Genomic DNA, 23,586 nt, shown 5'->3' on the forward strand with positions numbered 1-23,586 from the left:
TGGATGTATTCAAGGACGAAGAGCGCATCGCGCGCTTTTGCGCGCCTGCTTGCCTGTGCCCTGTGCCTGGCCGTATGGCCGATCGCCGCGCAGGCTGCAGACAAATCGCAGCAGGCCTACTGGGCCGGTTTTGCCTATACCGCTGATGCCGCTGCCGTGCAGGCGACCACGCCGCATGCGCATGCCGTGCTGGAAAAGCGCGGCCTGATCCCGCTGAACCAGACCCTGGCGCAGGCGCTCAAGCGCCGGCCGCCGGCGAACCTGGAACTGATCGACCAGCCGGTGGCGATGCTCGACGGCACCACCAGCGCGACTGTGCTGGCCGCCGCGTTGGACCGCGAACTGGTTTCGGTCGAGCCGATCGGCAACCAGTACAAGGTCCTGGTGGAAGTGGCCCTGCAGGCGCTGTTCTTCGATTTCCGCGAGCGCCAGGTGATTGCGTCCTATCCGCTGACCCTGCAGCGCATCGACGTGCAGGATTACCGTCCTGACAACGACGATATCGACGCGATCGTCGCCGATCTGCTGTACGGCAATGCTGCCACCAGCCTGTCCCAGGTCCTTGCCACCAGCCTCACCCAGGCCCGCCTGCCCGACGCGGCGGTGCGCCGCCTGCAGGTGGGCGGCGTGACGCTGTCCGATGCGGCACGCGGCAAGCTGCCGGACCCGAAGTGGGAAGGCCCGCTGCGTGCAACGCTGGCCCATGAGCTGTCCAAGACGCTGTCGTCCAACACCGGCGTCGGCCTGCTGCCGCCGGCCTCGGGCCAGGCGATCGGCGGTGCGATGGCCGCGCGTTTTGCCGACGGCAAGGTCTACCAGCTGAAGATTCCCGAGCCGGACTACGTCATCAGCGTGCAGGTCGATGCGCTGAAGAACGGCGTGATTGAAGAAACCCCGGCGATGAAGACGATGCTGTTCGGCGCCTTCTTCACCGCGAAGGTGACCGAGCCGTTCTCCGGCAAGGTCTATTTCGAACAGCCGCTGCGCAAGGGGGCCACCAAGGTGGTACCGGTCACGCAGTGGCAGGTCGACCAGTGGTCGGCCAGCTACGAAACCCTGCTGGCCGGCTTCGACGCCTTCGCCGGCGCCGCCGCCAAGCGCGCCGATTCGCGTGCATGGCTGGACGAACAGAAGCCGGGCGGCCGCCCGTTGCAGCAGCAGACCCAAGCCCTCCAGGAGTTGATCAAGTCATGTCGTTGATGCGTACCATCCTGCTCATCCTCATCGCCCTGGTGGTGGCCTCGCCGGTCGCCGCACAGACCGCCAGCTCGCGTGGTACCGGTTCGGCCAGCTATGGCCTGCGCCTGAGCGCCGACACCCGCGCCCAGGCCCTGAACAAGGCCAAGGTCAATGCACTGGAGGCGTACATCGCTGAAACCGGTGCAGCCAAGCTGCGCCTGTTCGAAGCCCGCCGCGCCGAGTTCATCGGCGAGATCGACCGCTATGTGCTCAGCGCCGTGCCGCTGTCGGACACCGAAGACAAGAAGGCAAAGACCTACACCGTCACCGTCCGCGCCGAGATCAACACCACGCTGCTGCAGACCAAGCTGGACGCGGGTTCGGCCGTGGCCGGTGCCACCGCCGCGCAGCGCTCGCTGCTGACCTTCCTGTTCATGGCACGCTCGCAGGACACCGTGCAGTCGTTCCAGGACAAGGAGTACCGCCGCGTCGACGCCAGCAGCAGCTACAGCGAGAACACCCGTGAAGGCGACAGCTTCCGCGGCAACTCGGTCAGCACCAACGGCAGCATCAACCAGAACGGTTCGGTGTCGGTCACCAGCGGCGGCAGCACCACCCAGCGCAGCGACAACATCAGCTGGAAGGTGGCCAACGCGGCCGAGGTCAACACTGCGATGACCGGTGCCTTCAGCGCCGCCGGCTACGAAGTGGTTGAAGCCGAGTACGTGGAAGGCGAATCGCGCGGCCTGCTGAGCATCGAGCGCATCCGCAAGGATTTCAGCACCGGCAACGACCTGTCTGCCGCCACCCTGCGTGATACTGCCAACGGCATCCGTGCGGCCAACATCCCGTACATCGCCGTCGGTACCCTCGACGTCGGCATGCGCGACCGCGACCCGGCCAGCGGCAACACCCGCGTGTTCGTCACCGTCACCGGCAAGGTGCTGGACGTGACCGGTCGCTTCCCGCGCACCGTCTCGTCGGTGGGCCCGGTGCAGTTCTCCGGCACCGGCCCGAATGAAACCGTCGCCCGCACCAACGCCCTGCAGCTGGCCGCCGAGAAGGCCGCCCAGCAGATGATCAACGAACTGAACGTCAAGGCAGTCCGCTGATCCGCCACCCGGTGGGTGCCGAGCTTGCTCGGCATCGCCCTGGGTTACCGATTCCCCACGTGCCGCGCTGCGGCCGTCTCTCCCAAAGGACTCTTCCATGATCCGCAATACCGCTCTTGTCGTGGCCATCGCTGCCGCCACCCTGTCGATGCCGGCCCACGCTGGCCTGGGCAAGCTGAAGGACCTGGCCGGTGCCGCCACCGGTACCTCCAGCAGCAGCGCCTCCAGCGCCGCCGCTCCGGACGAAGCCGCGCAGGAAGCGCTGGTGCGCCGTTTCGTCAGCTCGCAGTCGCACTCGCTGCAGGCCCAGACTTCGTTCGCCCGCGCCTTCGGCCTGGCCGAGCAGGTGCAGCTGCTGGAAGCCGAGCGCCAGGCGCTGTCGTCGGGTTCGGTCAGCGTCGATGCGATGAAGAAGTCGGTGTCGGTCAGCGAAGCTGCGCAGGCTGCGATCAACGAGCGCCAGGCCGCACAGCCGGAACTGAACGCTGAATCCAAGCAGCACTACGCCGAAGGCCTGGTCTCGCTGCTGTCTTCGGCTGCCGAAGCCCAGAAGCTGGGCGGCGAAGCCAGCAACTTCACCGCCGGCATGAAGAACCTGGGCGCGACCCAGCTGGCCACCGTTGGCCGCAAGCTGGCAGCGGGCGCATGGGTTGCCAAGGAATCGCCGGGCTTCATCCAGGGCCTGTACGGTTCGACCAAGTCGGCCGTGACCTTCGCCAGGAAGAGCAAGGTGAAGGTGCCGTCCAACGCCGACTCGATGCTCGACTCGATCTGATCCGAGGCGAATCTCCATGCGTACGACAACCCGTTTGATCGGCCTGGGCCTGGCCGCCGCGCTGCTTGCAGCCTGCGGTAAGCAGGACACCCCGGCCGCCGCGCCTGCACCCGCCAAGGACAAGGCAACCAGTGCGCTGGCCAGCAATGCGCCAGTGGAAGCAGCGCCCCTGCGTGGCACGCCGGATTTCGGCGGCACCACCCAGGTTGCGCGTGAAGCCGACGGCATCGGCAGCACCCCGGAACTGGCGGTGCTGGCAGCGCTGCAGTCGGCCGTGGCGCAGGTCAACGGCGTACGCGTGGCCAGCCAGATGCAGAGCCTGCGTGCAGGCCTGCATGTGGATGTGGATGGCGAACACGTCGGCGATATCCGCGCCGACGCGTTCACCCAGCAGATGATCGCCGGATCGCAGGGCGCGGTGCTGGGCTATGAAATCCTGTCGCAGGATGAAGTGCGGCAGCTGGACGAGGAAACCATCGCCCGCGTGCGCGCCAGCGATGAAGGCTGGAGCTTCAAGGGCTCGGCGTCGGCCAATGCGTCCGGCGAAGCCTCGGCCAAGAGCGGTTCGGCCTCGGCCAGCGTCAGGGAAAGCTACGACGAGAAGGTCAACGTCGATGCCAAGCGTGGCGCCAGTTCGTTCGATTCCGACGTGACCCATCGCAGCATGCGCAGCTACTGGAAGGTGCGCGTGCGTGCGCAGATCGCCCAGTACCGTGCGCCGGACGAGCAGGGCAAGCCGAAGATCGTGGTCGCCCTGCCGCGTACCAAGGCCGGCAGCTACGCCGTGGGCGATGGCCGCGTGGATGCCGATGAAGTGGCCGACGCGATCCGTGCGCGCCTGTCCGACACGCTGACCCAGACCCAGCGCTTCATCGTGCTGGACCGCGAGTTCGGCGACGAACTGCAGGCCGAGATCGACCACATCAACAGCGGCAACGTGCGCCTGCAGGACACCGCACGCGTGGGCCAGCAGCTGGCGACCGACCTGATCCTGATCCCGACCATCGAACGCTTCGAGTACCCGCGCAGCGTGCGCAACCTGCGCATGTCCGACCGCCAGGTGACCTCGTATTCCGGTGGCGGCCGCATCACCCTGCGCCTGATCAACGCCACCACCGGCCAGGTGGTGATGTCCGACAGCTTCGACCACCAGCTGGCCTCGACCGGTCCGAGCACCCTGCCGCGTGTGGTCAACGGTCGCAACATGGCGGCGGCGATGATGGAGTCGCTGTCCGGCCAGATCGGCACCACCATCGTCACCACGCTGTTCCCGGTGTCGGTGGTCTCGGTGGACGGCGACCAGGTGGTGCTGAGCCAGGGCGGCGAAACGCTGCAGGCGGGCCAACGCTGGCAGGCCGTGCGCCTGGGCGAAGAACTGAAGGACCCGCAGACCGGCCGCTCGCTGGGCCGCAGCGAACACCCGTGCTGCACCATCCGCATCGACCGCGTGGCCGCACAGACGTCCTACGGCACCATCGAAGACGGCGTCGACGCGATGCGCGGCGGCTTCCGCCCGGGCCAGATCGAACTGCGCCAGAAGCTGGGCAGCAAGCCGGCTGCCGCCGCCGCAGGCGCGACTGCCTCGGCCACTCCCGCAGCCGCACGCCCGGCCGCCAAGCCGAAGCCCAAGGCAGCCGCCGCCCCGGCAGAAGACCCGAACTGGTAACAGACTCAAGCAACACACAGATGGGGTCAGAGCCCTTTCCCGCCGGGAAAGGGATCTGACCCCTTCGTGTTTCCGTCATCCACGCATGGCGTGGATCTACCGTGTCGACCAAGGTCGACACCTACCAACAGCGGTGTGTCGACCAAGGTCGACATCCATCAACAGCAGCGGGAACCTGTCGAAGGCGGGGTGGGTCCGGTTGCGGGGGCGTGAGCCGCATGGATGCGGCGACCGAGCTTACATGGATGTACTTGCAGCGTCCCCCGCAACCGGATCCACCCCGCCTACCCTCAGGAAGCCAGCTTCTGTTGTTGCTTCGGCAGTTGCTGTTGCCCTGGCATCGGCAGGTGCAGGGCGCAGCCCTGCCGAATCCCATTACACTCCAGAGAGATTTCCCTGCTGGAGAGAGCAATGAAACGAGTAGCACTGGGCCTGCTGGCCCTGTCAGTGTCGAGCGCACTGATGGCGGCCACCCCGAAATTCGACGGCGCGCGGATCTCCGCCGACGTCAAGGAACTGGCCTCCGACGCCTACGAAGGCCGCTCCCCGGCCACCGCCGGCGAAGAGAAGACCATCGCCTACCTCAGTAAGCAGTTCGCCGATGCCGGCCTGCAGCCGGGCGGCGACCTCAAGGACGGCAAGCGCCTGTGGACCCAGGCCGTGCCGCTGCGCAAGGGCGACATCGTCGGCGCACCGCAGCTGGCGCTGCACCAGGGCGGCAAGACCGTCCCGCTGGAGCAGGGCAAGCAGATCGCCGTGCGCGCCGCCATGAACGGCGCCAGCAACGTCGACATCAGCAAGGCGCCACTGGTGTTCCTCGGCTACGGCGTGAAGGCGCCGGAGCGCAACTGGGACGACTTCAAGGGCGTGGACCTGAAGGGCAAGATCGCCGTGGTGCTGATCAACGACCCGGACTTCGAAACCGGCCAGGGCGATTTCGACGGCAAGGGCATGACCTACTACGGCCGTTGGACCTACAAGTACGAGGAAGGCGCACGCCAGGGCGCGCTGGGCGTGCTGATCGTGCACGAGACCGCACCTGCATCGTATGGCTGGGCCACCGTGGCTGGCTCCAACACCAACACCATGTTTGATGTGGTGCGCGACAACCCGGCGGAAAGCCACCCGCTGCTGGAAGGCTGGATCCAGCGCGACCTGGCGGTGGAGCTGTTCCGCTCGGCCGGGCAGGATTTCGAGGCGCTGAAGAAGAAGGCGCAGCAGCGCGACTTCACCCCGGTGCCGCTGACCGGCGCCAGCCTGGACGCGAAGTATGCGGTGAAGACCGAAGTGATCACCTCGCACAACGTGGCCGCGCGCCTGGAAGGCAGCCGCCATCCGGACGAGACCATCATCTACAGCGCGCACTGGGACCATATCGGCGTGGGTGAGCCGGACGCGCGTGGCGACCGCATCTTCAACGGTGCGCTGGACAATGCCAGCGGTACCGCCTCGCTGATCGAACTGGCCCGTGGTTTCGCCAAGGCCAAGCGCCCCGAGCGCTCGGTCCTGTTCCTGGCCGTGACTGCCGAGGAGAAGGGCCTGCTGGGTTCGGAGTATTACGCCACGCACCCGCTGTATCCGCTGGAAAAGACCGTGGCGGTGATCAACATGGACGGCATGGCACCGTTCGGCCCGTCGCGTGACTTCGGCATCTACGGTGCCGCGCGCTTCGAGCTGCTGGACCAGCTGAAGGACGTGGCCAAGGGCTGGGACATCCGCTACACCCCGGACCCGAAGCCGGAAGCGGGCCTGTTCTTCCGCTCCGATCACTTCCCGTTCGCCAAGCGTGGCGTGCCGGCACTGTCGTGGTCGGCCGGCCAGGACTGGGTGGACGGTGGCGTGGCCGCAGGCAAGAAGGCCTCCGAGGACTACACCGCCAAGCGTTACCACCAGCAGGGCGACGAATGGGAGCCGGACTGGGTGTTCGCCGGTGCCGCCCGCGACCTGGAAGTGCTGTACACGCTGGGCAACCAGCTGGCCAACACGCGCAGCTGGCCGAACTGGAGCAAGGACGAATCGTTCCGTGCCGTACGTGACGCCAGCGCCGACCAGCGCAGATAAGGGATTGCGGGGCGCCGCCCCGCCACCCTTCGGTAGCGCCGGGCCATGCCCGGCGTTGCCGTAACGGCTTCCATCGCCGCTTTCCGGCCCTTCGTCGCAGCCCGCTTGTTTGCCCGGCGGGCCGCCCTATGCTCGGCTCACCCCCTTCCTCCAAGGCGCCGCCGTGTTCGCCAGCCTCTCTCTCCTGATCCGCCACCTGCTGGCCTGGGCCGCCGCGCTGGTTGTCGCCGGCATGGTCTGGAGCGGCATCTTCAGCGGCATGAACGATGGCCCGGGCTGGGTGTTCGGCCTGCTGGCGATGTTCCTGATGATCTCCGCGCTGGGTAGCGCGATCACCCATGTACGCCGGGTCTGGCTGGTGGCCGGCCGGCTGGATTCGACCACGCTCTCGGGCCGCCAGCGCCGCCAGGTGGAACTGCCGATGGATGCCGGCCAGGCCTACGCCGTGGTGGAAGCGGCAATCGCCGAACTTCCGCGCGTGGAGGATGTGGAAAGCTCGGCCGGCAGCCTGCAGGTACGCGCCTACGTGCGCCGGGTCGATCTCTGGAATGGCCGCCAGCCCTCGCGCTGGAACCTGCCGGCGCGGCTGGCGATCAAGCGCAACAGCGTGCTGGCCACGGTCACGCCGGGGCAGGGCACCAGCACTGTCACCCTGCTGTTCGAACCGGACGCTGGCTGGTGGGCCGATCTGCTCGCGCTGGACGAGGGCAGCAACTTCGAGAACGCCGAAGCGGTCACCCGCGCGATCAGCCGACGCGTGGCCGACCAGCGCCGCGATGAGCAGGCGGCGGCCGAGCAGACCCAGGTGGAAAAGGAGCTGTCGGTCGCGCGCTTGAACCTGCTGCACGCGCAGGTGGAACCGCACTTCCTCTACAACACGCTGGCCAACGCGCAGGTGCTGACCCGTACCGACCCCGCGCGCGCGGAGCAGATGCTCGGCCACCTGATCCAGTACCTGCGCAGCTCGCTGCCACAGGTGGACGAATCGGTGTCGACGCTGGGCGTGGAGCTGGAGCGTACGCGCGCCTACCTGGAGATCCTGCGCATCCGCATGGGCGCGCGGCTGGCGGTGGAAGTGCAGGTGCCGAATGAGCTGCACGGCGTGCACCTGCCGGCGATGGCACTGCAGACACTGGTGGAGAACGCGATCAAGCACGGCCTGGAACCCAAGCCTGGCGGTGGCACGATCTGGATCCTGGCGCGTGGCTTCGATGACCACGTAACGGTGACCGTGGCCGACGATGGCCTCGGCTTTGGCCAGGGCACCAGTGGCACCGGCATCGGCCTGAAGAACCTGCGCGAGCGCCTGCGCCTGACCTGTGGTGAGCAGGCCGGCGTGGCGATCGTTGCCAACTTCCCGAGCGGTGTTGCCGCGACCATGACCCTGCCGCAGACACTCAAGGAGCGCAGCCATGCCGCTTGAAGCCCTCATTGCCGAAGACGAGGAACTGCTGCGGCAGTCACTGGTGGAACAGCTGCGCCGGTTGTGGCCGGAGCTGAAGCTGGTGGCCGAGTGCGAGGACGGTGCCAGTGCGCTGGAGCAGCTGGCCGAGACGCAGCCGGACATCGCTTTCCTCGACATCCGCATGCCCGGCATCAGTGGCATCGAAGTCGCGCGTTCGCTGTCCGAGCTGAGCCCGCGCACCCAGGTGGTGTTCGTCACCGCCTACGACCAGTACGCCATCGACGCGTTCGAGCAGGGCGCGATGGATTACCTGCTGAAGCCGGTCAGTGACGAACGCCTGCTGGCGACGCGTGAGCGCATCCTGTCGCGGTTGCCATCGACGCGTCAGGATGACGCCGTGCTTGAACGCCTGCTGCAGCGGCTGGGTCCATCGCAGGGTGCTGCCGAACGCCCACCGCTGGCCTGGATCACCGCCAGCAACGGCCGCGAGACGCAGCTGATCATGCTGGAGGACGTGGCCTACTTCCGCGCCGACAACAAGTACACCACCGTGGTGACGGCCGCAGGTGAGAGCCTGTTGCGCACGCCGTTGCGCGAGCTGCTGGAAGTACTCGACCCGCAGCACTTCCGCCAGATCCACCGCTCGACCATCGTCAACATGAAGGCGGTGGCGGCGGTCAGCCGCGACGATACCGGACGCGGCGTGCTGCGGCTGCGAGGTCGCACGGAAACACTGGTGGTCAGCCAACCATTCATGAGCCTGTTCCGCGGCATGTGATCCACGCAGGCTGCTGAAAGAACAATGCCACCGTGATCGCGCACGGTGGCATTGTGGGTCCCCCCGCTTCCCTGAAGGGTCAGTAGGCAGGCTGCAGTGTCAGGTCGTGGTGGTGCTCGTTCTCGCCCACGTGGTTGAGGCGGCCGACCAGTTCGGAGTGCTGCTTCATGCGCCCGATCTCGGTCATGATGCGGATGTCCTCGTGGCGCAGTTCGCGCTTGGCGGTGACCGCCTGCTTGTAGTCGAGCACTTCCGGGTAATGCTCGGCCAGGTCCAGTGCCTCGGCCACGTGCTCGACACTGTCGGCCTTGGAGCTGATGCGGGCGCGGCTGTTGAACGCCTTCATCCAGCGTTCGAAACCGGCAGTGCGGTCGAACATGTTGGCCATGAACCAGATCACGAACAGGATCGAGATCCATGAACCGAACACCACGACCACCCGGGTGAAGGTGATGTGGTAGTCGTCGCGCCACAGATAGTTGGTGATCAGGCCGAGGATCAGCAGCGAGGCCGCCTGCCAGCCGACGATCGAGGCGATCAGCCACTGGCACTTGGCCTGGGCCAGCACAGCCACTTCATCGCGGATCTGCTGCTCGCTGAGGCTGCGCCAGTGCGCGACCTGTTTTTCGAACGGGCTGCTGTAGAGCTCGTTGTCGCGAAGCAGTAGTCCCAAACCCTTGAACAAAGCAATCATGGCTGGCTCCTTGTGGAACGTGCGTCGATCAGCATTGGACGGTGTGGCGGGTTCAGTTCTAGCACTTCCAGCGAGCCGTGCAATGGGCGCAATGCCTAGCGGCGTAAGGGTTTTGTCTGAATGGGTGAATGTTGGTGCGTTGCAGCATCGTGGCCGCAGCCTGCGACAGGATGTCGCAGGGTGAAATGTGCTGCGGCCGCACATGAAACCGTGGCTGAGCGCGGAGACTCGCCGCCGGCGTCGTGATCGCCCAGAATCGGGGCCGACCGCGCAACGCGCGGCCGCACTTCCGCCTTTCCTGGACCTGTGATGCCGGCTCTGCTGCAGCGACTTTCCCGCCCCGTCACCGCGCCGATCCGGCGCTGGGTGCTGGAGGCCTTCCCGCGTGGCCAGAGCGGCATCGATTACGACCATCCGCTGGGCGACCCGGGCTGGTTCGGCCCCGACAGCGTCACCTGGCGGCTGCATGCCGAATTCCCCTCGATGCTGGCTGGCGGGTTGTGTGCGCTGATGCTGCAGACCCTGCACCCGCGCGCGCTGGCCGGGGTCTACGACCACTCCAATTTCCGCCAGGACCTGGTGGGTCGCCTGCGTCGCACCACCGCGTTCGTTGCAGGCACCAGCTACGCGCCCAGCGGTGAGGTGGAAGCGCTGGTGGCCAAGGTGCGTCGCATCCACGCGCAGATCCGCGGCCAGACCGCGCAGGGCGAGCCGTATGCCGCTGACGATCCGCAACTGCTGACCTGGGTGCACGTGACCGAGGCCTTCGGTTTCCTGCAGGGCTTCCGCCGCTACGGGCGCGAGGTGCCGGAGCACGTCGCCGATCGCTACTACGACGAGTACCGCCGCGTGGCCGAGGCGCTGGGCGCGGTGGATGTGCCGCGCAGTGAAGCAGAGGTGGCGGCGTATTTCTGCGCACGGCAACCGGAGCTGCGCGTGGACGAGCGCTCGCGCGAAGTGCTGGAGGTGTTGTCCGGCGTGCGCCTGCCGGTTCCAGTGCCAGGGCTGTCGCGCGAAGTGTTCCTTGGCGCGGGTGCGGCACTGCTGCCGGACTGGGCCGAGGGCATGCTGGAACGCAATGGCCGCCAGCGTGCGCAGGCCGCAGCCTCTGCGAAGCTGATGCAGGGCATGGCACCGCTGTTCCGCCGCGCGCTGCCCGATGGCCTGGCCAGTCGCGCCTGCACGCGCATGGGCGTGCCGGTGGACGTCCTGCGCGAGTGGCCCGAAATGCTCCGGTAGGTGCCAACCTTGGTTGGCATCTACCAGAGCGGATTTCGCAGTAGATCCACCCCATGGGTGGATGGCGTGGATAGATGCCGACCAAGGTCGGCACCCACCCGCAAATGAAACGGGCGCCTTGCGGCGCCCGTTCCGTTTACATCACCACACCTTGACCCGCTTGTCCGGGGCCAGGTACAGCTTCTGGCCTTCCTTCACTTCGAACGCCGGGTACCAGGCGTCGATGTTGCGCACGGTCAGTGCACGGAACTGGCCCGGTGCATGCACATCGGTCAGCAGCGAATTGCGCAGCGCCTGCTCGCGGCTCTTGCTGCGCCAGGCCTGGGCGAAGCCGAGGAAGAAGCGCTGGTCCGGGGTGAAGCCTTCCAGGGTCTGGCCCGGCTTGCCCTGCAGCGACAGCTGGTAGGCGTCGTAGGCGGTGCCCAGGCCGGCCACGTCGGCGATGTTCTCGCCCAGGGTCAGCTTGCCGTTCACATGCACGCCCGGGAACGGCTCATAGCTGCTGAACTGCGCGGCCAGCGCATCGCCAGCAGCGTTGAACTGCTTCAGGTCTTCGGCGGTCCACCAGTTGTGCAGCTTGCCGGTTTCATCGAACAGCGCACCGGCGTTGTCGAAGCCGTGGCTGATCTCATGGCCGATCACCGCGCCGATCGCACCGTAGTTCACCGCGTCGTCGGCAGCGCCGTCGAAGAACGGCGGCTGCAGGATCGCCGCCGGGAACACCAGGCGGTTCTCCAGCGGCACGTTCATCGCATTGATGGTCTGCGGCAGCATCGCCCACTCGCTGTGGTCGACCGGCTTGCCCAGCTTGGCGATGTTGCGCTGGTACTCGAAGAGCTCGGCGCGCTGTGCATTGCCCAGCGCGTCATCGCGGCGGATCTCCAGGCCGGTGTAGTCGCGCCACTTCTCCGGGTAGCCCATGCCCACGGTCAGGCCGGCCACCTTGGCCTTGGCATGCGCCTTGGTCTGCGGCGACATCCACGACAGTGCATCGATGCGCTTGGCGAAGGCGGCGATGATGTTCTTCGCCATCTCGTCCGCGCGCTCCTTGGTCTTCGCGTCGAAGTGCTTCTCGACGTAGCGCTTGCCGATGGCTTCGCCGACTGCATGGTTGGCATCATCCACGGCGCGCTTCCAGCGATCGCTCTGCTGCGGCGTGCCGCTCAGCGCGGTGCCATGGAAGGCGAAGCGGGCATCGGCGAACTTCTTCGGCAGGTAGGCGGCGGCACGGTCCAGTGCGTGGAAGGCCAGGTAGTCCTTCCAGACGTCCAGCGGCTCGGTGGCGACCAGCTTGGACAGGCCGGCCACGGCCTTGGGCTGCCACACGATGAAGTCCTGCTGGTCGCCCAGCGCGGCCGCATCAAGGAAGGCGTTCCAGTCCATGCCCGGTGCCTTGGCGTTGAAGTCGGCCTGGGTCCACGGGTTGGCACCCTTGGTCACGTCGTTGGTTTCTTCCTGGGTGGCGTGCGCCTGCGCGATCTTGGTCTCCAGCGCGAGGATGCGCTGTGCCTTGCCGGCCGGGTCGGCCACGCCGGCCAGCTGCAGCATCTGTGCGATGTAGGCCTGGTACTGCTTGCGCAGCTCGGCCATGCGGCCGCCGCCCAGGTAGAAGTCGCGGTCGGGCATGCCCAGGCCACCCTGCACGAGGTACGGCGCGGTGCGGTCCGGCTGCAGCATATCCACCGACACCCACAGGCCGAACAGGCGGTCGGTGTAGAAGTTGGTGGCGTTGAGCAGGTCGACGTCGGCGCGCATGTCGCCGCCGAGGGTGCGGGCCAGGCCGGCCTTGTCGGTGATCGCATCGATGGCCTTCAGCTGCGGCTGCACCGGGGCGATGCCATGCTGCTCGATGCCGGCTTCATCCATGTAGGCGGCGTAGTAGTCGCCGATCAGCTTGTCGTCACCGCTGGCCTGCGCATTGCCGGCCGCGCCTTCGAGGATGGCGCGGGTGTCGGCCAGGGTCTTTTCGGCGATGACGTTGAAGCTGCCAAAGCGCGAACGGTCGGCCGGGATCTCGGTGTTCTTCACCCAGGTGCCGTTGGCGAAGCCGAAGAAGTCATCGCCGGCGGCGATGCTGCGGTCCATGCCGCTGGCATCGAAGCCGAAGCTGCCCAGCATCGGCTTGGCCGCAGCGGGGGCGGCCTCGGCGGGCTTGGCGGTGCCAGCGGCCGGATCGGCCGGACGGTCGCAGGCAGCCAGGGACAGGCTGGCAACGATGGCCAGTGCCAGGGTGGGACGGCGCAGCTTGGACATGGACTTCTCTTGCAGCGGAAAACCCCAAGTCTAATCCGCCGCGGCCCGGGTGGCCGTCCCTGTGGCTGGCCGGTTCTGTGCAGGATCTGGCTGAACGCGCCGAAGCGATCTTCACGCCGTCACCGGGGTGGTGCATGCTGGGCCCTGGAGCCCTGCGCGGACACGGGGAGGTGGCCATGCAGGACGGGGTCAGGCGTCAAGAATGGCGTTCGCCGGCCGTTGAGGTCGGGGATGTGGAGGATTCGTTCGCGCATGAAGCCAGCCGACTGCACAAGGAAGATCGACCGATGCCCGCGTTGAAGCGGGCGTTGGCCCGTCCGTTGCGCGCCATTACCTGGGGCGGCGTGCTGCTGGGCCTGTTGCTGGTGGCCGGATTGGCCACCATGCTGGCCAACGACCATCACCGCCGCCTGGAGGCCGCGCAGCGGCAGAGCCGGGCGCTGGCGGTGGGCAGCGAGCGCCTGCTGGCGCTGGAGCTGCGCAACCTGGAGCGGGCGATGTCCGGCATCGCCGCCGATGCCGCTGAACTGTTCCACAGCGTGCCGGCACAGGCGCCGGCACTGCTGGATGCCGCCATCGGTGGCGTGCTGCGCCGCCACGCTGAACTGCACAGCATCGTGGTGCTGGACAGCCACGGGCGCGCGCTGACCGCCGGCCGCGGCGACCTGCAGCTGCCGCTGTGGACCGACCCGCTGCGCCGCGGGCAGGGCAGCGCGTTGTACATCGGGCCGCCGCAGCGGGCCAGCGATGGCGGCTGGGTGGTGCCGCTGGCACTGCCGATGGCCGGTGAACGCTGGCTGTTGGCGCGGCTGCGCTGTGGTGAACTGCAGCGCATCGCCGGCGGCCTGGATGTGGGGCCCAACGGGCTGGTCTCGATCACCGATGCCGAGGGTTACATGCTGGCGCGCGTGCCCGATCCACATGGCACCGTCGGTCGCCGTTACGACCTGCCGCGGCGTGACCTGCTCGGCAAGCAGGCGGTGGTCGAGCTCGGCAGCCTGCCCGGCGTGGTCGATGGTGTGCCGCGCATCACCACCATCAGCACGCTCGACCGCAGTCCGCTGGCGGTGCAGATCGGCCTGGCCGATGAAGACGTGCTGGCGCCATGGTGGCCCTACCTGCAGGCGTCGGTGGTGATTGTGCTGGCCTACATCGCGGTGCTGCTGGTGCTGCTGTACGCGGTGCGCCGTACGACCCGGCGCCAGCAATCGATGGCCGAGGAACTGAAGGCGGGCCATGCCGAGCTGCGCCTGGCCCATCAGGTCGGGCGTGTCTGTACTTGGTACGTGGACGAGGATGCCGCGCTGCTGCGCTGGTCACCGCTGGCACGCGAGATCTTCGGTGTGCAGACCGATGCGCTGCCGGTAGCCGATTTCTTCGCACGCGTGCATCGCGATGATGCCGCGCGCCTGCAGCAGGCCTTTGACCAGGCCTTCGCCGGTGGTGCAGTGCTCGACCAGGTGTTCCGCCTGGTGCTGCCCGGTGGTGAAGTGCGCTGGGTGGGTGCGCGCGGGCAACGGGTGGAGGTGGCCGACAGCGAGCGCCGCATGATCGGCGCGCTGACCGACCTGAGCGAGCGCTACCAGGCGCGCGAGCAGATGAGCGAAGTGGAACGCCGCTTCCGGCTGCTGTTCGATCGCAACCCGGCGCCATTCTGGGTGTTCGACCCGGACACGCTGCGCTTCATCGAGGTCAACGACGCCGCGGTGCGCCAGTACGGCTACAGCCGCGAGGAATTCCTGGCGATGAGCATCCTCGACATTCGTCCACGCGAAGGCTGGGACGAGGTGAAGGGGGCGATCGCCAAGGCCCGCGTTGGCGAGCTGCAGGATGCGGCAGTGCGGCTGCATCGGCGCAAGGACGGCAGCGTGTTCGAAGTGCGCGCGCACCTGTCCAAGCTCGATTTCGATGGCCAGCCGGCGTGCCTGGTGCTGGCCGAGGATGTCAGCGAACGGCTGGCCTACGAGCGTGACCTGGCCTACCAGGCGCGGCACAACCCGGCCACCGGCCTGCTCAACGTGCGTGCATTGACCGAACAGCTGGACGAGCAGGACGAGGGTTACACCATCGCCTTCGTGCAGCTGCGGGGCCTGCAGCTGGTGGCCGATACGCTGGGCCGCGAGATCGGCGATGCCGTGCTGCAATCGATGGCGACCCGGCTCGGCGGGTTGGGCGCGCGCTGCGGCACGCTGGCCTTCCAGCCGGCCGAGGACTTCGTGTTCGCCATCGGTGCCGAACACGATACCCAGCGCGTGCTGGACGACCTGTTGCAGATCGTGTCGGCGCCGATGCGCGGCAAGGATTCACTGCACCAGTTCGAGCCGCGCATCGGCGTGGCAGTGCACGTCGCCGGTGACGGCCACAGCGCCGAGCAGGTGATCGGCATGGCCGCGCAGGCCGCGCATGCGGCGCGTGCCGAGGGCAACGTCGTGGTCTGGTTCGACGCAGCGGTGACCACGCGGCTGGCCGACCGGCTGCGCCTGGCCGGGCGCATCCATGCCGCCATCGACAACGAATTCCAGCTGTATTTCCAGCCGATCCGGCATGCCAGCGATGGCAGTCCGGCGGCACTGGAAGCATTGCTGCGCTGGCCGCAGGCTGATGGCAGCTTCATCCCGCCCAACGAGTTCATCCAGCTGTGCGAGGAGACCGGGCTGATCCTGGCACTGGGCCGCTGGGTGATCCGAGCGGCAGCGAAGGCACAGCGGCGGCTGGTCGAGGCCGGCTGGGGCGAGCTGCCGATTGCCGTCAACGTCTCGGCGGTGCAGTTCTTCAACAGCGATCTGGTGGCCGAGTTCACCCGCGCCCAGCAGGAGTTCGGGCTGGCGCGGGGTGCGCTGCATGTGGAGCTGACCGAGAGCAGCCTGATGCGCAAACCGGCACAGGCGATGCAGACCATGCAGCGCCTGCACGAGCAGGGCATCAGCGTGTCGCTGGATGACTTCGGCACCGGCTATTCCAGCATGTCCTACCTGCAGCACCTGCCGCTGGACATCCTGAAGATCGATCGCAGCTTCGTGGCGGACGTGGAAACCAATCCGCGCAATGCCTCGATCTGCCGCGCGCTGCTGTCGCTGGGCCACAGCATGGGCCTGACCATCATCGCCGAGGGCGTGGAGACGCCGGGGCAGCTGGATTGGCTGGCCGCGCACGGCTGCGACCAGGTGCAGGGCTACCTGCTGGGGCGGCCGGCACCGCTGGAGCGGATCATCGATGCGCTGGACGAAGTTGTTGCCTAGGCCGCGTTCCGGAGAAGGAGCCGGCGACTCTTGGCGTTTGGAAAAGAACGCGCGCTACGCGCGGGAGTCGACTGACAGTCGACTCTACCTGGCCATATCCGCCGGAAACATCGGCGGATCCATGAGCCGGTAGCGCCGGGCCATGCCCGGCGGACGCACCCTTACACCCCGGTTTCCACCAGGTGGTCGATGAAACTGCGCACCTTGGGCGCGAGGTGGCTGCGGCTGGTGTAGACCGCGAAAATGCCGATCGGCGAGGCCTCCCACTCCGGTAGGATGCGCACCAGGCGTCCATCGGCCAAAGCGTCTTCCAGCAGGAAGTCCGGCTGCAGGATCACGCCCATGCCGGCGATTGCCGCTTCGCGCAGCACGTCGCCGTTGTTGGCGTGCAGCAGGCTGCTCACCGCCACCTTCACTTCGCCACCGGGCCCCTGCAGCGGCCAGTTGTTGCCTGCGGCCCAATAGCTGTAGCTCAGGCAGGCGTGCGCCTGCAGCTCCTGCGGGGTCTGTGGCGTGCCACGCGCGGCAAGGTAGGACGGTGCGGCGCACAGGCTCACCCGCGATTCGCCCAGGCGGCGCGCGATCAGCGTCGGGCTGGGCTCGCGGGTGATGCGGATGGCCACGTCGTAGCCTTCCTCGACCATGTCCACCAGCCGGTCGGACAGGGCCAGGTCCAGTTCCACCTGCGGGAAGCGCTGGCGGTAGCTGGCCAGCAGCGGGCCGAGACGGGCGATGCCCCAGCTGACCGGTGCGTTGATGCGCAGCGTGCCTGAAGGCTCCAGCGCCTGCGCGCCGATGCTGGCTTCCAGCGCGTCGAACTCGGCCAGCAGGCGGACGCACTGGGCGTAATAGGCAGCACCGGCGCTGGTGGGGCTCACCCGGCGCGTGGTGCGGTGAAGCAGGCGGGTGGACAGGCGCTTTTCCAGCGCGGCGACCTGGCGGGTCACCCCGGCAGTGGACATGTCCAGGGCCTGGGCGGCGGCACTGAAGCCGTTGCGTTCGACCACCGCCACGAACACGCGCATCGCCTCAAGGGTGTCCATTGTTGCGCTTTTTGAAATAAATACGGTCAAACGATCGTATTTATCGGTCCGTGAAGGCGCAATAACCTGTGCCTACTCCCTTCGAGGTGTCTCCCATGCACACCCCCTCCGCTCCTGTTTCTCCGCTGGCCCCGTATGGTGCCACCCTGCTGCGCCTGGCCCTGGGCGTGCTGTTCCTGGTCCACGCGCTGACCAAGCTGCTGGTCTTCACCCCGGCCGGTACCGCCGCCTTCTTCGAATCGCTGGGCCTGCCCGGCGTGCTGGGCTACCTCACCATCGCCGTCGAGCTGGCGATCACCGCTGCGCTGCTGCTGGGCATCTACGCGCGTTGGGTCGGCCTGGTCGGCGTGCCGCTGCTGCTGGGCACCATCGTCACCGTGCACGGCGCCAACGGCTTCGGCTTCGCCAACGCGGGCGGCGGCTGGGAATACCCGGCGTTCTGGGCGTTGGCACTGGTGGTGCTGTTCCTGGTCGGCGACGGCAAGTGGACCCTGCGTTCGCGCTGATCGCCGCCTGATCCTGCATTTGGAGAATTCCATGACCCGTCTGCCTTCGTTGTACATTTCCCATGGCTCGCCGATGACCGCCCTGCATCCGGGCCAGGTCGGCGTGCGCCTGGCCGAGCTGGCGCAGGATCTGCCGACCCCGCGCGCCATCGTGATGGCCTCGGCGCACTGGCTGGGCCGGCAGCCGCTGGTCGGCGCGCATCCGCAGCCGCCGACCATCCACGACTTCGGCGGCTTCCCGCGCGCGCTGTTTGAACTGCAGTACCCGGCACCGGGTGATCCGGCGCTGGCCGAAGAGGTGGCCGGCCGCATCGCCGCCGCTGGCCTGCCGGTGGCCATCGACCCGCAGCGTGGCCTCGACCATGGCGCGTGGGTGCCGCTGCGCCTGCTGCGCCCGCAGGCCGATATCCCGGTGGTGCCGCTGTCGATCCAGCCGTTGCTCGGCCCCGCGCACCAGTTCGCGCTGGGTCGCGCGCTAGCGCCGCTGCGCGAGCAGGGCGTGCTGCTGGTCGGCTCGGGCAGCATCACCCACAACCTGCACGACTGGGGTGACTACCAGGACGGCAAGGAAGCGCCGTACGTGCGCCCCTTCATCGAGTGGGTGGAGCAGCGGCTGGCTGCCGACGACCGCCAGGCCCTGCTCGACTATCGCCGGCAGGCACCGTTCGCCGAGCGCGCGCATCCGACCGACGAGCACCTGCTGCCGCTGTTCTTCGCGATGGGCGCGGCGGGCGAGGGCGGCTTCGGTGCACGTCGCATCGATGCCGGCATCGACGCCGGTTTCCTGGCCATGGACCTGTACCGCTTCGATGGGGCGGCATGAGCCGGGGCTGACGCCGGGCCATCCCCGTCGTCGCGCCTGCAGCCGCATGTGGTAGTTTTTCCTAGGTTTCCGGCGCTGACTCCCGAGCCTCCCCACGCGCCGCTTCCTGGAAGAAGCATGCATACCATTGAAGTCGTCCTGGCGATGCTGGTAGCCGTTGTCGCCAGCGGCTACCTGGTTCGCGTCCTGCCGTTCTCGTTGCCGCTGCCGCTGGTGCAGATCGGCCTGGGCGCGGTCATCGCCGGGGTGTTCAACCGCGGCCACGCGCTGGAGCCGGAAGTGTTCTTCCTGCTGTTCCTGCCGCCGCTGCTGTTCCTCGATGGCTGGCGCATTCCCAAGCAGGGCCTGTTCCGCGACAAGGGCGCGATCCTCGAACTGGCATTCGGCCTGGTGGTGTTCACCGTGATCGGCGCCGGCTTCCTGATCCACTGGCTGATTCCGGTGATGCCGCTGGCGGTGTGCTTCGCACTGGCGGCGATCGTGTCGCCTACCGATCCGGTGGCAGTCGGTGCGATCGCCTCCAAGGCGCCGATTCCGAAGCGGCTGATGCACATCCTGGAAGGCGAGTCGCTGCTGAACGATGCGTCCGGCCTGGTCTGCTTCCGCTTCGCGGTGGCCGCGGTGATGACCGGCACCTTTTCGCTGGCCACGGCCTCGCTGACCTTCGTGTGGGTGGCGGTGGCCGGCCTGGCGGTGGGCGTGGCGGTCACCCTCGGCGTGTCGACCTTCCAGCGCTGGCTGTGGCGCCGCTTCGGCGAGGAGCCGGGCGCGGCGATGCTGGTCAACCTGCTCATTCCGTTCGCGGCCTACCTGCTGGCCGAAGAGATCCATGCCTCGGGCATCCTCGCCGCGGTCGCCGCCGGCATCGCGATGAGCTATGTCGAGCTGACCGGCCGTGTCTCCGGCAGCATGCGCGTGCAGCGTGCCGGGGTCTGGAACATGCTGCAGTTCAGCTTCAACGGCATCATGTTCGTGCTGCTGGGCGAGCAGCTGCCGGGCATCGTCGAGCGCGCCACCACCACCATGAACGAGAGCGGCCACCAGAGTGCGTGGTGGCTGCTGGTGTACGTGGTGGTGATCAACCTGGCGCTGGTGGTGCTGCGCCTGCTGTGGGTGTGGCTGTCGCTGCGCTGGAACCTGCTGCGCGCGCGGCGCCGTGGCCTGGAGCGCGGCGAGGCGCCGAACTGGCGCATCGTGGTGGCGACCTCGGTGGCCGGCGTACGCGGTGCGATCACGCTGGCCGGTGTGTTGACCCTGCCGCTGTTCCTGCCCGATGGCAGTGCGTTCCCGGCGCGTGACCTGGTGATCTTCCTGGCCGCGTCGGTGATCCTGTTCTCGCTGCTGGGCGCCAGCATCGCGCTGCCACAGCTGCTGAAGGGCCTGCAGCTGCCGGCCGATTCGGGCGAACGCAAGGAAGAGGACCTGGCGCGCCGGCTGTCGTCGAAGGCCGCGCTGGCCGGGGTCGAGCGCATGCGCCAGCAGCTGGTGATGAACCAGAACACCGAGAACGTGCAGCTGTACAACGACGCTGCGTCGCGGGTGAGCCTGCTGTACCAGCGCCACCTGGAGCGCGACAGCGACGGGCCCGACGTGGACCCGGAGAAGGTGCGGCGCATGGAAATGGGCTACCGCCAGCTGCGCAGCGCCGGCCTCAATGCCGAGCGCGAGGAACTGTTCCGGCTGACCCGGCGCGGGGTGATCTCCGATGAGATCTCGCGGCGCCTGATCCGCAACCTGGACCTGCTGGAATCGCGCAAGCGCGAGTGACCGGTATGCCGATTGGGGTCAGATCCCTTTCCGCTGGAAAGGGATCTGACCCCAGGATCCGCCGGGTGGGTGCGGACCTTGGTCCGCACACCTTTCAGCCCTTATTCCGGCTTCGTTTCCAGGAAATACGCCTCGACCTTGCCCTTGACCTTGATGGTCATCGGGTTGCCGCGGCGGTCGCGGGCCTTGCCGGCCTGCACGCGGATCCAGCCTTCGCTGACCGAGTATTCCTCGACGTTGTCGCGCTCGACGTCGTTGAAACGCACGCCGACGCCGCGCTCCAGCGCCTGCGCATCATGGAAGGGGCTGGCCGGGTTGATCGCCAGGTGGTCGGGAGGGGTATCGCTCATCGCTTCATTCACAGTGACGGCCACCAAGGCCGGCTTCAGCGGCACAGGATAAACCGTAGAATGCCGGCCTGCCCCAGAGGAAGTTCCGCCATGCCCGACAACAGCGACTATTTCGACTTCGAGGAAGACATCCACGACTTCGACGAAGATGGCTTCGAGGCGCGGGTCTGGAACCTGCTGGTGCTGATCAACCCGGGCGACGAGGAGCTGGCCCTGCAGCAGTTCAACCGCTGGCGCGAGCATCTGGCCGAGGACGGGCAGCCGCTGGAAGCGGACAGCGACTGGCTGCCGGCCCTGTTCACGGCCATTGCCTGGCAGTCCGGTTTCGAGGTTGAACGTGATGACCTGGAATCGCTGCAGTCGGCGGTGAACGAACTGTCGGCGCGCTTCAACCTGCAGCTGGACTGGGGCGGCGACCTGGACGACGAGGACTTCGCCGAAGGCCTGGACGGTGTGCAGCTGATGTCCACCGCCTTCGACCGCCTGCGCGAGCACAACTACACGCTGTGGAGCGTGGATGCCGGCAGCGACGGCTTCACCGGGATGATGGCACTGACCCGCGACGACGACGCGATGCTGGCACTGTGCTCGCTGCTGAACTTGGAAATCCGGCTGGGCAGCGACCCGTTCTGAGGGATGGGGCGATGCGTCGGGCATGACCCGATGGGGGCGATCGGCCGGGGATGGCCGACTGGGTAGAGTCGACTGTTAGTCGACTGATCTCCCATCCGGCCGCGAAAACCCCGCGCTGCGCGCGATAGTCGACTAACAGTCGACTCTACCCAGTCGACTCTACCCCGTGGGTGCGGACCTTGGTCCGCACGCTTTGTGCGCCGGCCTACGGCCGGTACTGCGCCCTGGCGTTGGCGATCACCGCTTTGACCAGGCCGCGGTCGGTGTGCCGGGAAATGGCCCGTGCACCGAGCGCGATCGCCTGTGCGCGCAGCTCGGCAGTGACATCGTAGTGGGCACCGCTGGCCTTGTTCTGGAAGGCCCGCGGTGGAATGCCGAGCTGCGCGGCCATGGCGTGCAGCTCGGGCAGGGTGTCGGCCATCAGGTGCGCCCAGCGCTGTCCGCGCCAGGGATGCACCGCGTCATCGACGTAGACCGTCACCGCCGCAGCCGGTTCAGGCCTGCGGCTTGCTGTCGCTGTCAGCGGCCGGGGCGGCCTCGGCATCGGCAGCAGCTTCAACCACGTCACCTTCGGCGGCCTCGGCGGCTTCGCCTTCCTCGCCCTCGGCAGCATCGACGCCTTCGAACTCGGCGACCAGCTTGTCCAGGTACTCGTCAGCGGTCTGGCCGGACTCTTCGGCCAGGGTGTCCAGCAGCTTCTGCAGCAGCTCGGAGTATTCCAGGTTGACCTTGCGGCCTTCCTTTTCCTGCACGTTGGACAGGTGCTTGAGCATGGCCAGCATCGGCACCGGGTTCTCGGCGTTGCCCATGGTCTGGCCGCCGATGGCCAGCAGCCACTCACGGCCCTGCAGGCCGATGGCGGCGACCACCTGGCCGTCTTCGTTGGTCAGCACGGCATGGTTCTGCACCTGCTGCTGGGCGTTCAGGCGCAGGAACGGGCGCTTGGCCTGCTGCTTCTTGCGCTTGTCGCGCTTGGCCTTGGAGTTCTGGGACATGGGGTGGGGTCACCTGGAAACGGAAAGACCGCCATTGTAGCGGGTGCGCCGGGTGATGCCCCTGGTGGGTGCGGACCTTGGTCCGCACGCTTTCCCGGATGTGCGGACCAAGGTCCGCACCCACCGTCTACTTTGCCTCACCCTGCGCGGCCTGCACATCCGGGTCGACGGTCGGCGCCGACAGCCCCACCTGCGGGCCGGCACCGGCCAGGGCGGCCTCCTCGGCGGCCTTGGTCATCACTACGATGCTGATGCGGCGGTTGATCGGATTCTGCGGGTCGGCCTTGTCGAACAGCACGGACGAGGACAGGCCGACCACGCGGGTGATCTTGCTGTCATCCAGGCCGCCATCGATCAGCGCGCGGCGTGCGGCATTGGCACGGTCGGCGCTCAGTTCCCAGTTGCCGTAGCCGCGTGCGGCGGAATAGGCGGTGATGTCGGTGTGGCCGGTCAGGCTGATCCGGTTCGGCACATGGTTCAGGTACTCGGCCAGCTCGTGCAGGATCTGCTGCGTGTACGGCTTCAGCGTGGCACTGCCAAGGTCGAACATCGGCCGGTTCTGCTTGTCCACGATCTGGATGCGCAGGCCCTCCGGGGTCAGGTCCAGCAGCAGCTGGTCCTTGAACGGTTCCAGCGCCTGGCTCTTGCTGATCGCTTCCTGCAGCTCCTTCATCAGCTGTTCCAGCTGCTGCTTGTCGCGCTGCTGCTGGTCCACCGGCTGTGGCACGGCTTCCTTCTGGTTCTGGAAGGGATCGTTGCTGTTGCCACGCGAGATGTCGGTGGCACCGCCCAGCTTGATCATCGAAGTACTGGCGCCGCCCGGGCCGGCCATGCCGGGCGCCGGCGTGGCGTTCTGGCCACTCAGCGGGCTGGGGTTGCGGAAGTACTCGGAAATGGCGGCACGGTCGTTCTTGTTGGTGGTGGCCATCAGCCACAGCACCAGGAAGAAGGCCATCATCGCGGTCACGAAGTCGGCGTAGGCCACCTTCCACGAACCGCCGTGGTGGGCGGCGTGGCCGGCCTTCTTGACCCGGCGGACGATGACGGTGGGCTTGTTCTCGGCCATGG

The 23,586-nt window shown here is 67.5% G+C and carries 20 protein-coding genes; 13 read left to right on the plus strand and 7 right to left on the minus strand.

Going from position 1 to position 23,586, the window contains the following annotated elements:
* Window positions 1–3: 3 nt before the first annotated feature.
* From AC5P88_RS00560 to AC5P88_RS00590, 7 genes are all read left to right on the plus strand, one after another.
* A complete protein-coding gene (locus AC5P88_RS00560) occupies window positions 4–1,200 on the plus strand; it encodes a hypothetical protein (RefSeq protein ID WP_111111699.1) in 1,197 nt (398 codons plus the stop codon).
* On the plus strand, window positions 1,191–2,291 hold the full coding sequence (locus tag AC5P88_RS00565) for a hypothetical protein (protein WP_005407892.1): 1,101 nt from the start codon (window positions 1,191–1,193) through the stop codon (window positions 2,289–2,291). The genes AC5P88_RS00560 and AC5P88_RS00565 overlap by 10 nt, the downstream gene beginning before the upstream one ends.
* Before the next feature lie 97 nt (window positions 2,292–2,388).
* Entirely contained in the window at window positions 2,389–3,066 is a 678-nt protein-coding gene (locus AC5P88_RS00570; protein ID WP_099552550.1) for a hypothetical protein, read from the plus strand.
* A 16-nt stretch (window positions 3,067–3,082) separates the two neighbouring features.
* A complete protein-coding gene (locus AC5P88_RS00575; RefSeq protein ID WP_495224022.1) occupies window positions 3,083–4,732 on the plus strand; it encodes a CsgG/HfaB family protein in 1,650 nt (549 codons plus the stop codon).
* A gap of 411 nt (window positions 4,733–5,143) precedes the next feature.
* Window positions 5,144–6,793: a M28 family metallopeptidase gene (locus AC5P88_RS00580; RefSeq protein WP_495224023.1), complete on the plus strand. Its 1,650-nt coding sequence runs from the start codon at window positions 5,144–5,146 to the stop codon at window positions 6,791–6,793.
* A gap of 163 nt (window positions 6,794–6,956) precedes the next feature.
* Window positions 6,957–8,216, plus strand: a complete 1,260-nt coding sequence (locus AC5P88_RS00585) for a sensor histidine kinase (RefSeq protein ID WP_495224024.1) — start codon at window positions 6,957–6,959, stop codon at window positions 8,214–8,216.
* Window positions 8,206–8,976, plus strand: coding sequence for a LytR/AlgR family response regulator transcription factor (locus tag AC5P88_RS00590; RefSeq protein ID WP_005407897.1), 771 nt, complete (start codon window positions 8,206–8,208; stop codon window positions 8,974–8,976). Before AC5P88_RS00585 ends, AC5P88_RS00590 begins: the two co-directional genes overlap by 11 nt.
* Before the next feature lie 79 nt (window positions 8,977–9,055).
* On the opposite strand, the gene AC5P88_RS00595 is transcribed toward AC5P88_RS00590, so the two are convergent.
* Window positions 9,056–9,670, minus strand: coding sequence for a hypothetical protein (locus tag AC5P88_RS00595; RefSeq protein WP_049432369.1), 615 nt, complete (start codon window positions 9,668–9,670; stop codon window positions 9,056–9,058).
* 309 nt (window positions 9,671–9,979) lie between these two features.
* Here AC5P88_RS00595 and AC5P88_RS00600 point away from each other — a divergent pair, with 309 nt between their 5' ends.
* Window positions 9,980–10,909, plus strand: a complete 930-nt coding sequence (locus tag AC5P88_RS00600; RefSeq protein WP_495224025.1) for an oxygenase MpaB family protein — start codon at window positions 9,980–9,982, stop codon at window positions 10,907–10,909.
* 141 nt (window positions 10,910–11,050) lie between these two features.
* Here the strand turns inward: AC5P88_RS00600 and AC5P88_RS00605 are convergent, their stop codons facing one another.
* Window positions 11,051–13,162 carry a M13 family metallopeptidase gene (locus tag AC5P88_RS00605; protein WP_495224026.1) on the minus strand — a complete coding sequence of 704 codons (2,112 nt, stop codon included), beginning with the start codon at window positions 13,160–13,162 and terminating at the stop codon, window positions 11,051–11,053.
* A 176-nt stretch (window positions 13,163–13,338) separates the two neighbouring features.
* On the opposite strand from AC5P88_RS00605, the gene AC5P88_RS00610 reads away from it, so the two are divergent.
* Window positions 13,339–16,401 (plus strand): bifunctional diguanylate cyclase/phosphodiesterase, encoded by a 3,063-nt coding sequence (locus tag AC5P88_RS00610; protein WP_495224027.1) that lies wholly within the window; start codon window positions 13,339–13,341, stop codon window positions 16,399–16,401.
* A 161-nt stretch (window positions 16,402–16,562) separates the two neighbouring features.
* Here AC5P88_RS00610 and AC5P88_RS00615 read toward each other — a convergent pair whose 3' ends face one another.
* Window positions 16,563–17,444: a LysR family transcriptional regulator gene (locus AC5P88_RS00615; protein WP_495224028.1), complete on the minus strand. Its 882-nt coding sequence runs from the start codon at window positions 17,442–17,444 to the stop codon at window positions 16,563–16,565.
* 95 nt (window positions 17,445–17,539) lie between these two features.
* On the opposite strand from AC5P88_RS00615, the gene AC5P88_RS00620 reads away from it, so the two are divergent.
* The 3 genes from AC5P88_RS00620 to AC5P88_RS00630 all read left to right on the plus strand — a co-directional run bounded on the left by AC5P88_RS00620 (window position 17,540) and on the right by AC5P88_RS00630 (window position 20,540).
* Window positions 17,540–17,950, plus strand: coding sequence for a DoxX family protein (locus AC5P88_RS00620; protein ID WP_106549756.1), 411 nt, complete (start codon window positions 17,540–17,542; stop codon window positions 17,948–17,950).
* Window positions 17,951–17,981: 31 nt separating this feature from the next.
* Window positions 17,982–18,773 carry a dioxygenase family protein gene (locus AC5P88_RS00625; RefSeq protein WP_106549757.1) on the plus strand — a complete coding sequence of 264 codons (792 nt, stop codon included), beginning with the start codon at window positions 17,982–17,984 and terminating at the stop codon, window positions 18,771–18,773.
* A gap of 117 nt (window positions 18,774–18,890) precedes the next feature.
* On the plus strand, window positions 18,891–20,540 hold the full coding sequence (locus AC5P88_RS00630; RefSeq protein WP_099552563.1) for a Na+/H+ antiporter: 1,650 nt from the start codon (window positions 18,891–18,893) through the stop codon (window positions 20,538–20,540).
* A 101-nt stretch (window positions 20,541–20,641) separates the two neighbouring features.
* Here the strand turns inward: AC5P88_RS00630 and AC5P88_RS00635 are convergent, their stop codons facing one another.
* The gene (locus AC5P88_RS00635) at window positions 20,642–20,890 is read right to left on the minus strand and encodes a DUF3297 family protein (RefSeq protein WP_012509930.1); all 249 of its coding nucleotides are present in this window, start codon (window positions 20,888–20,890) and stop codon (window positions 20,642–20,644) included.
* Between the two features lie 90 nt (window positions 20,891–20,980).
* Between AC5P88_RS00635 and AC5P88_RS00640 the strand changes: the two genes are divergently transcribed.
* On the plus strand, window positions 20,981–21,523 hold the full coding sequence (locus AC5P88_RS00640) for a DUF6630 family protein (RefSeq protein ID WP_495224030.1): 543 nt from the start codon (window positions 20,981–20,983) through the stop codon (window positions 21,521–21,523).
* A gap of 205 nt (window positions 21,524–21,728) precedes the next feature.
* Here AC5P88_RS00640 and AC5P88_RS00645 read toward each other — a convergent pair whose 3' ends face one another.
* From AC5P88_RS00645 to motB, 3 genes are all read right to left on the minus strand, one after another.
* Window positions 21,729–22,004, minus strand: a complete 276-nt coding sequence (locus tag AC5P88_RS00645; RefSeq protein WP_106549759.1) for a DUF4031 domain-containing protein — start codon at window positions 22,002–22,004, stop codon at window positions 21,729–21,731.
* A 13-nt stretch (window positions 22,005–22,017) separates the two neighbouring features.
* Window positions 22,018–22,518: a hypothetical protein gene (locus tag AC5P88_RS00650; RefSeq protein WP_111112864.1), complete on the minus strand. Its 501-nt coding sequence runs from the start codon at window positions 22,516–22,518 to the stop codon at window positions 22,018–22,020.
* 127 nt (window positions 22,519–22,645) lie between these two features.
* Window positions 22,646–23,584 carry a flagellar motor protein MotB gene (gene motB, locus AC5P88_RS00655; RefSeq protein ID WP_495224031.1) on the minus strand — a complete coding sequence of 313 codons (939 nt, stop codon included), beginning with the start codon at window positions 23,582–23,584 and terminating at the stop codon, window positions 22,646–22,648.
* Window positions 23,585–23,586: the final 2 nt, after the last annotated feature.

This window comes from Stenotrophomonas sp. YJH_SMC_8 (genome assembly GCF_059371315.1).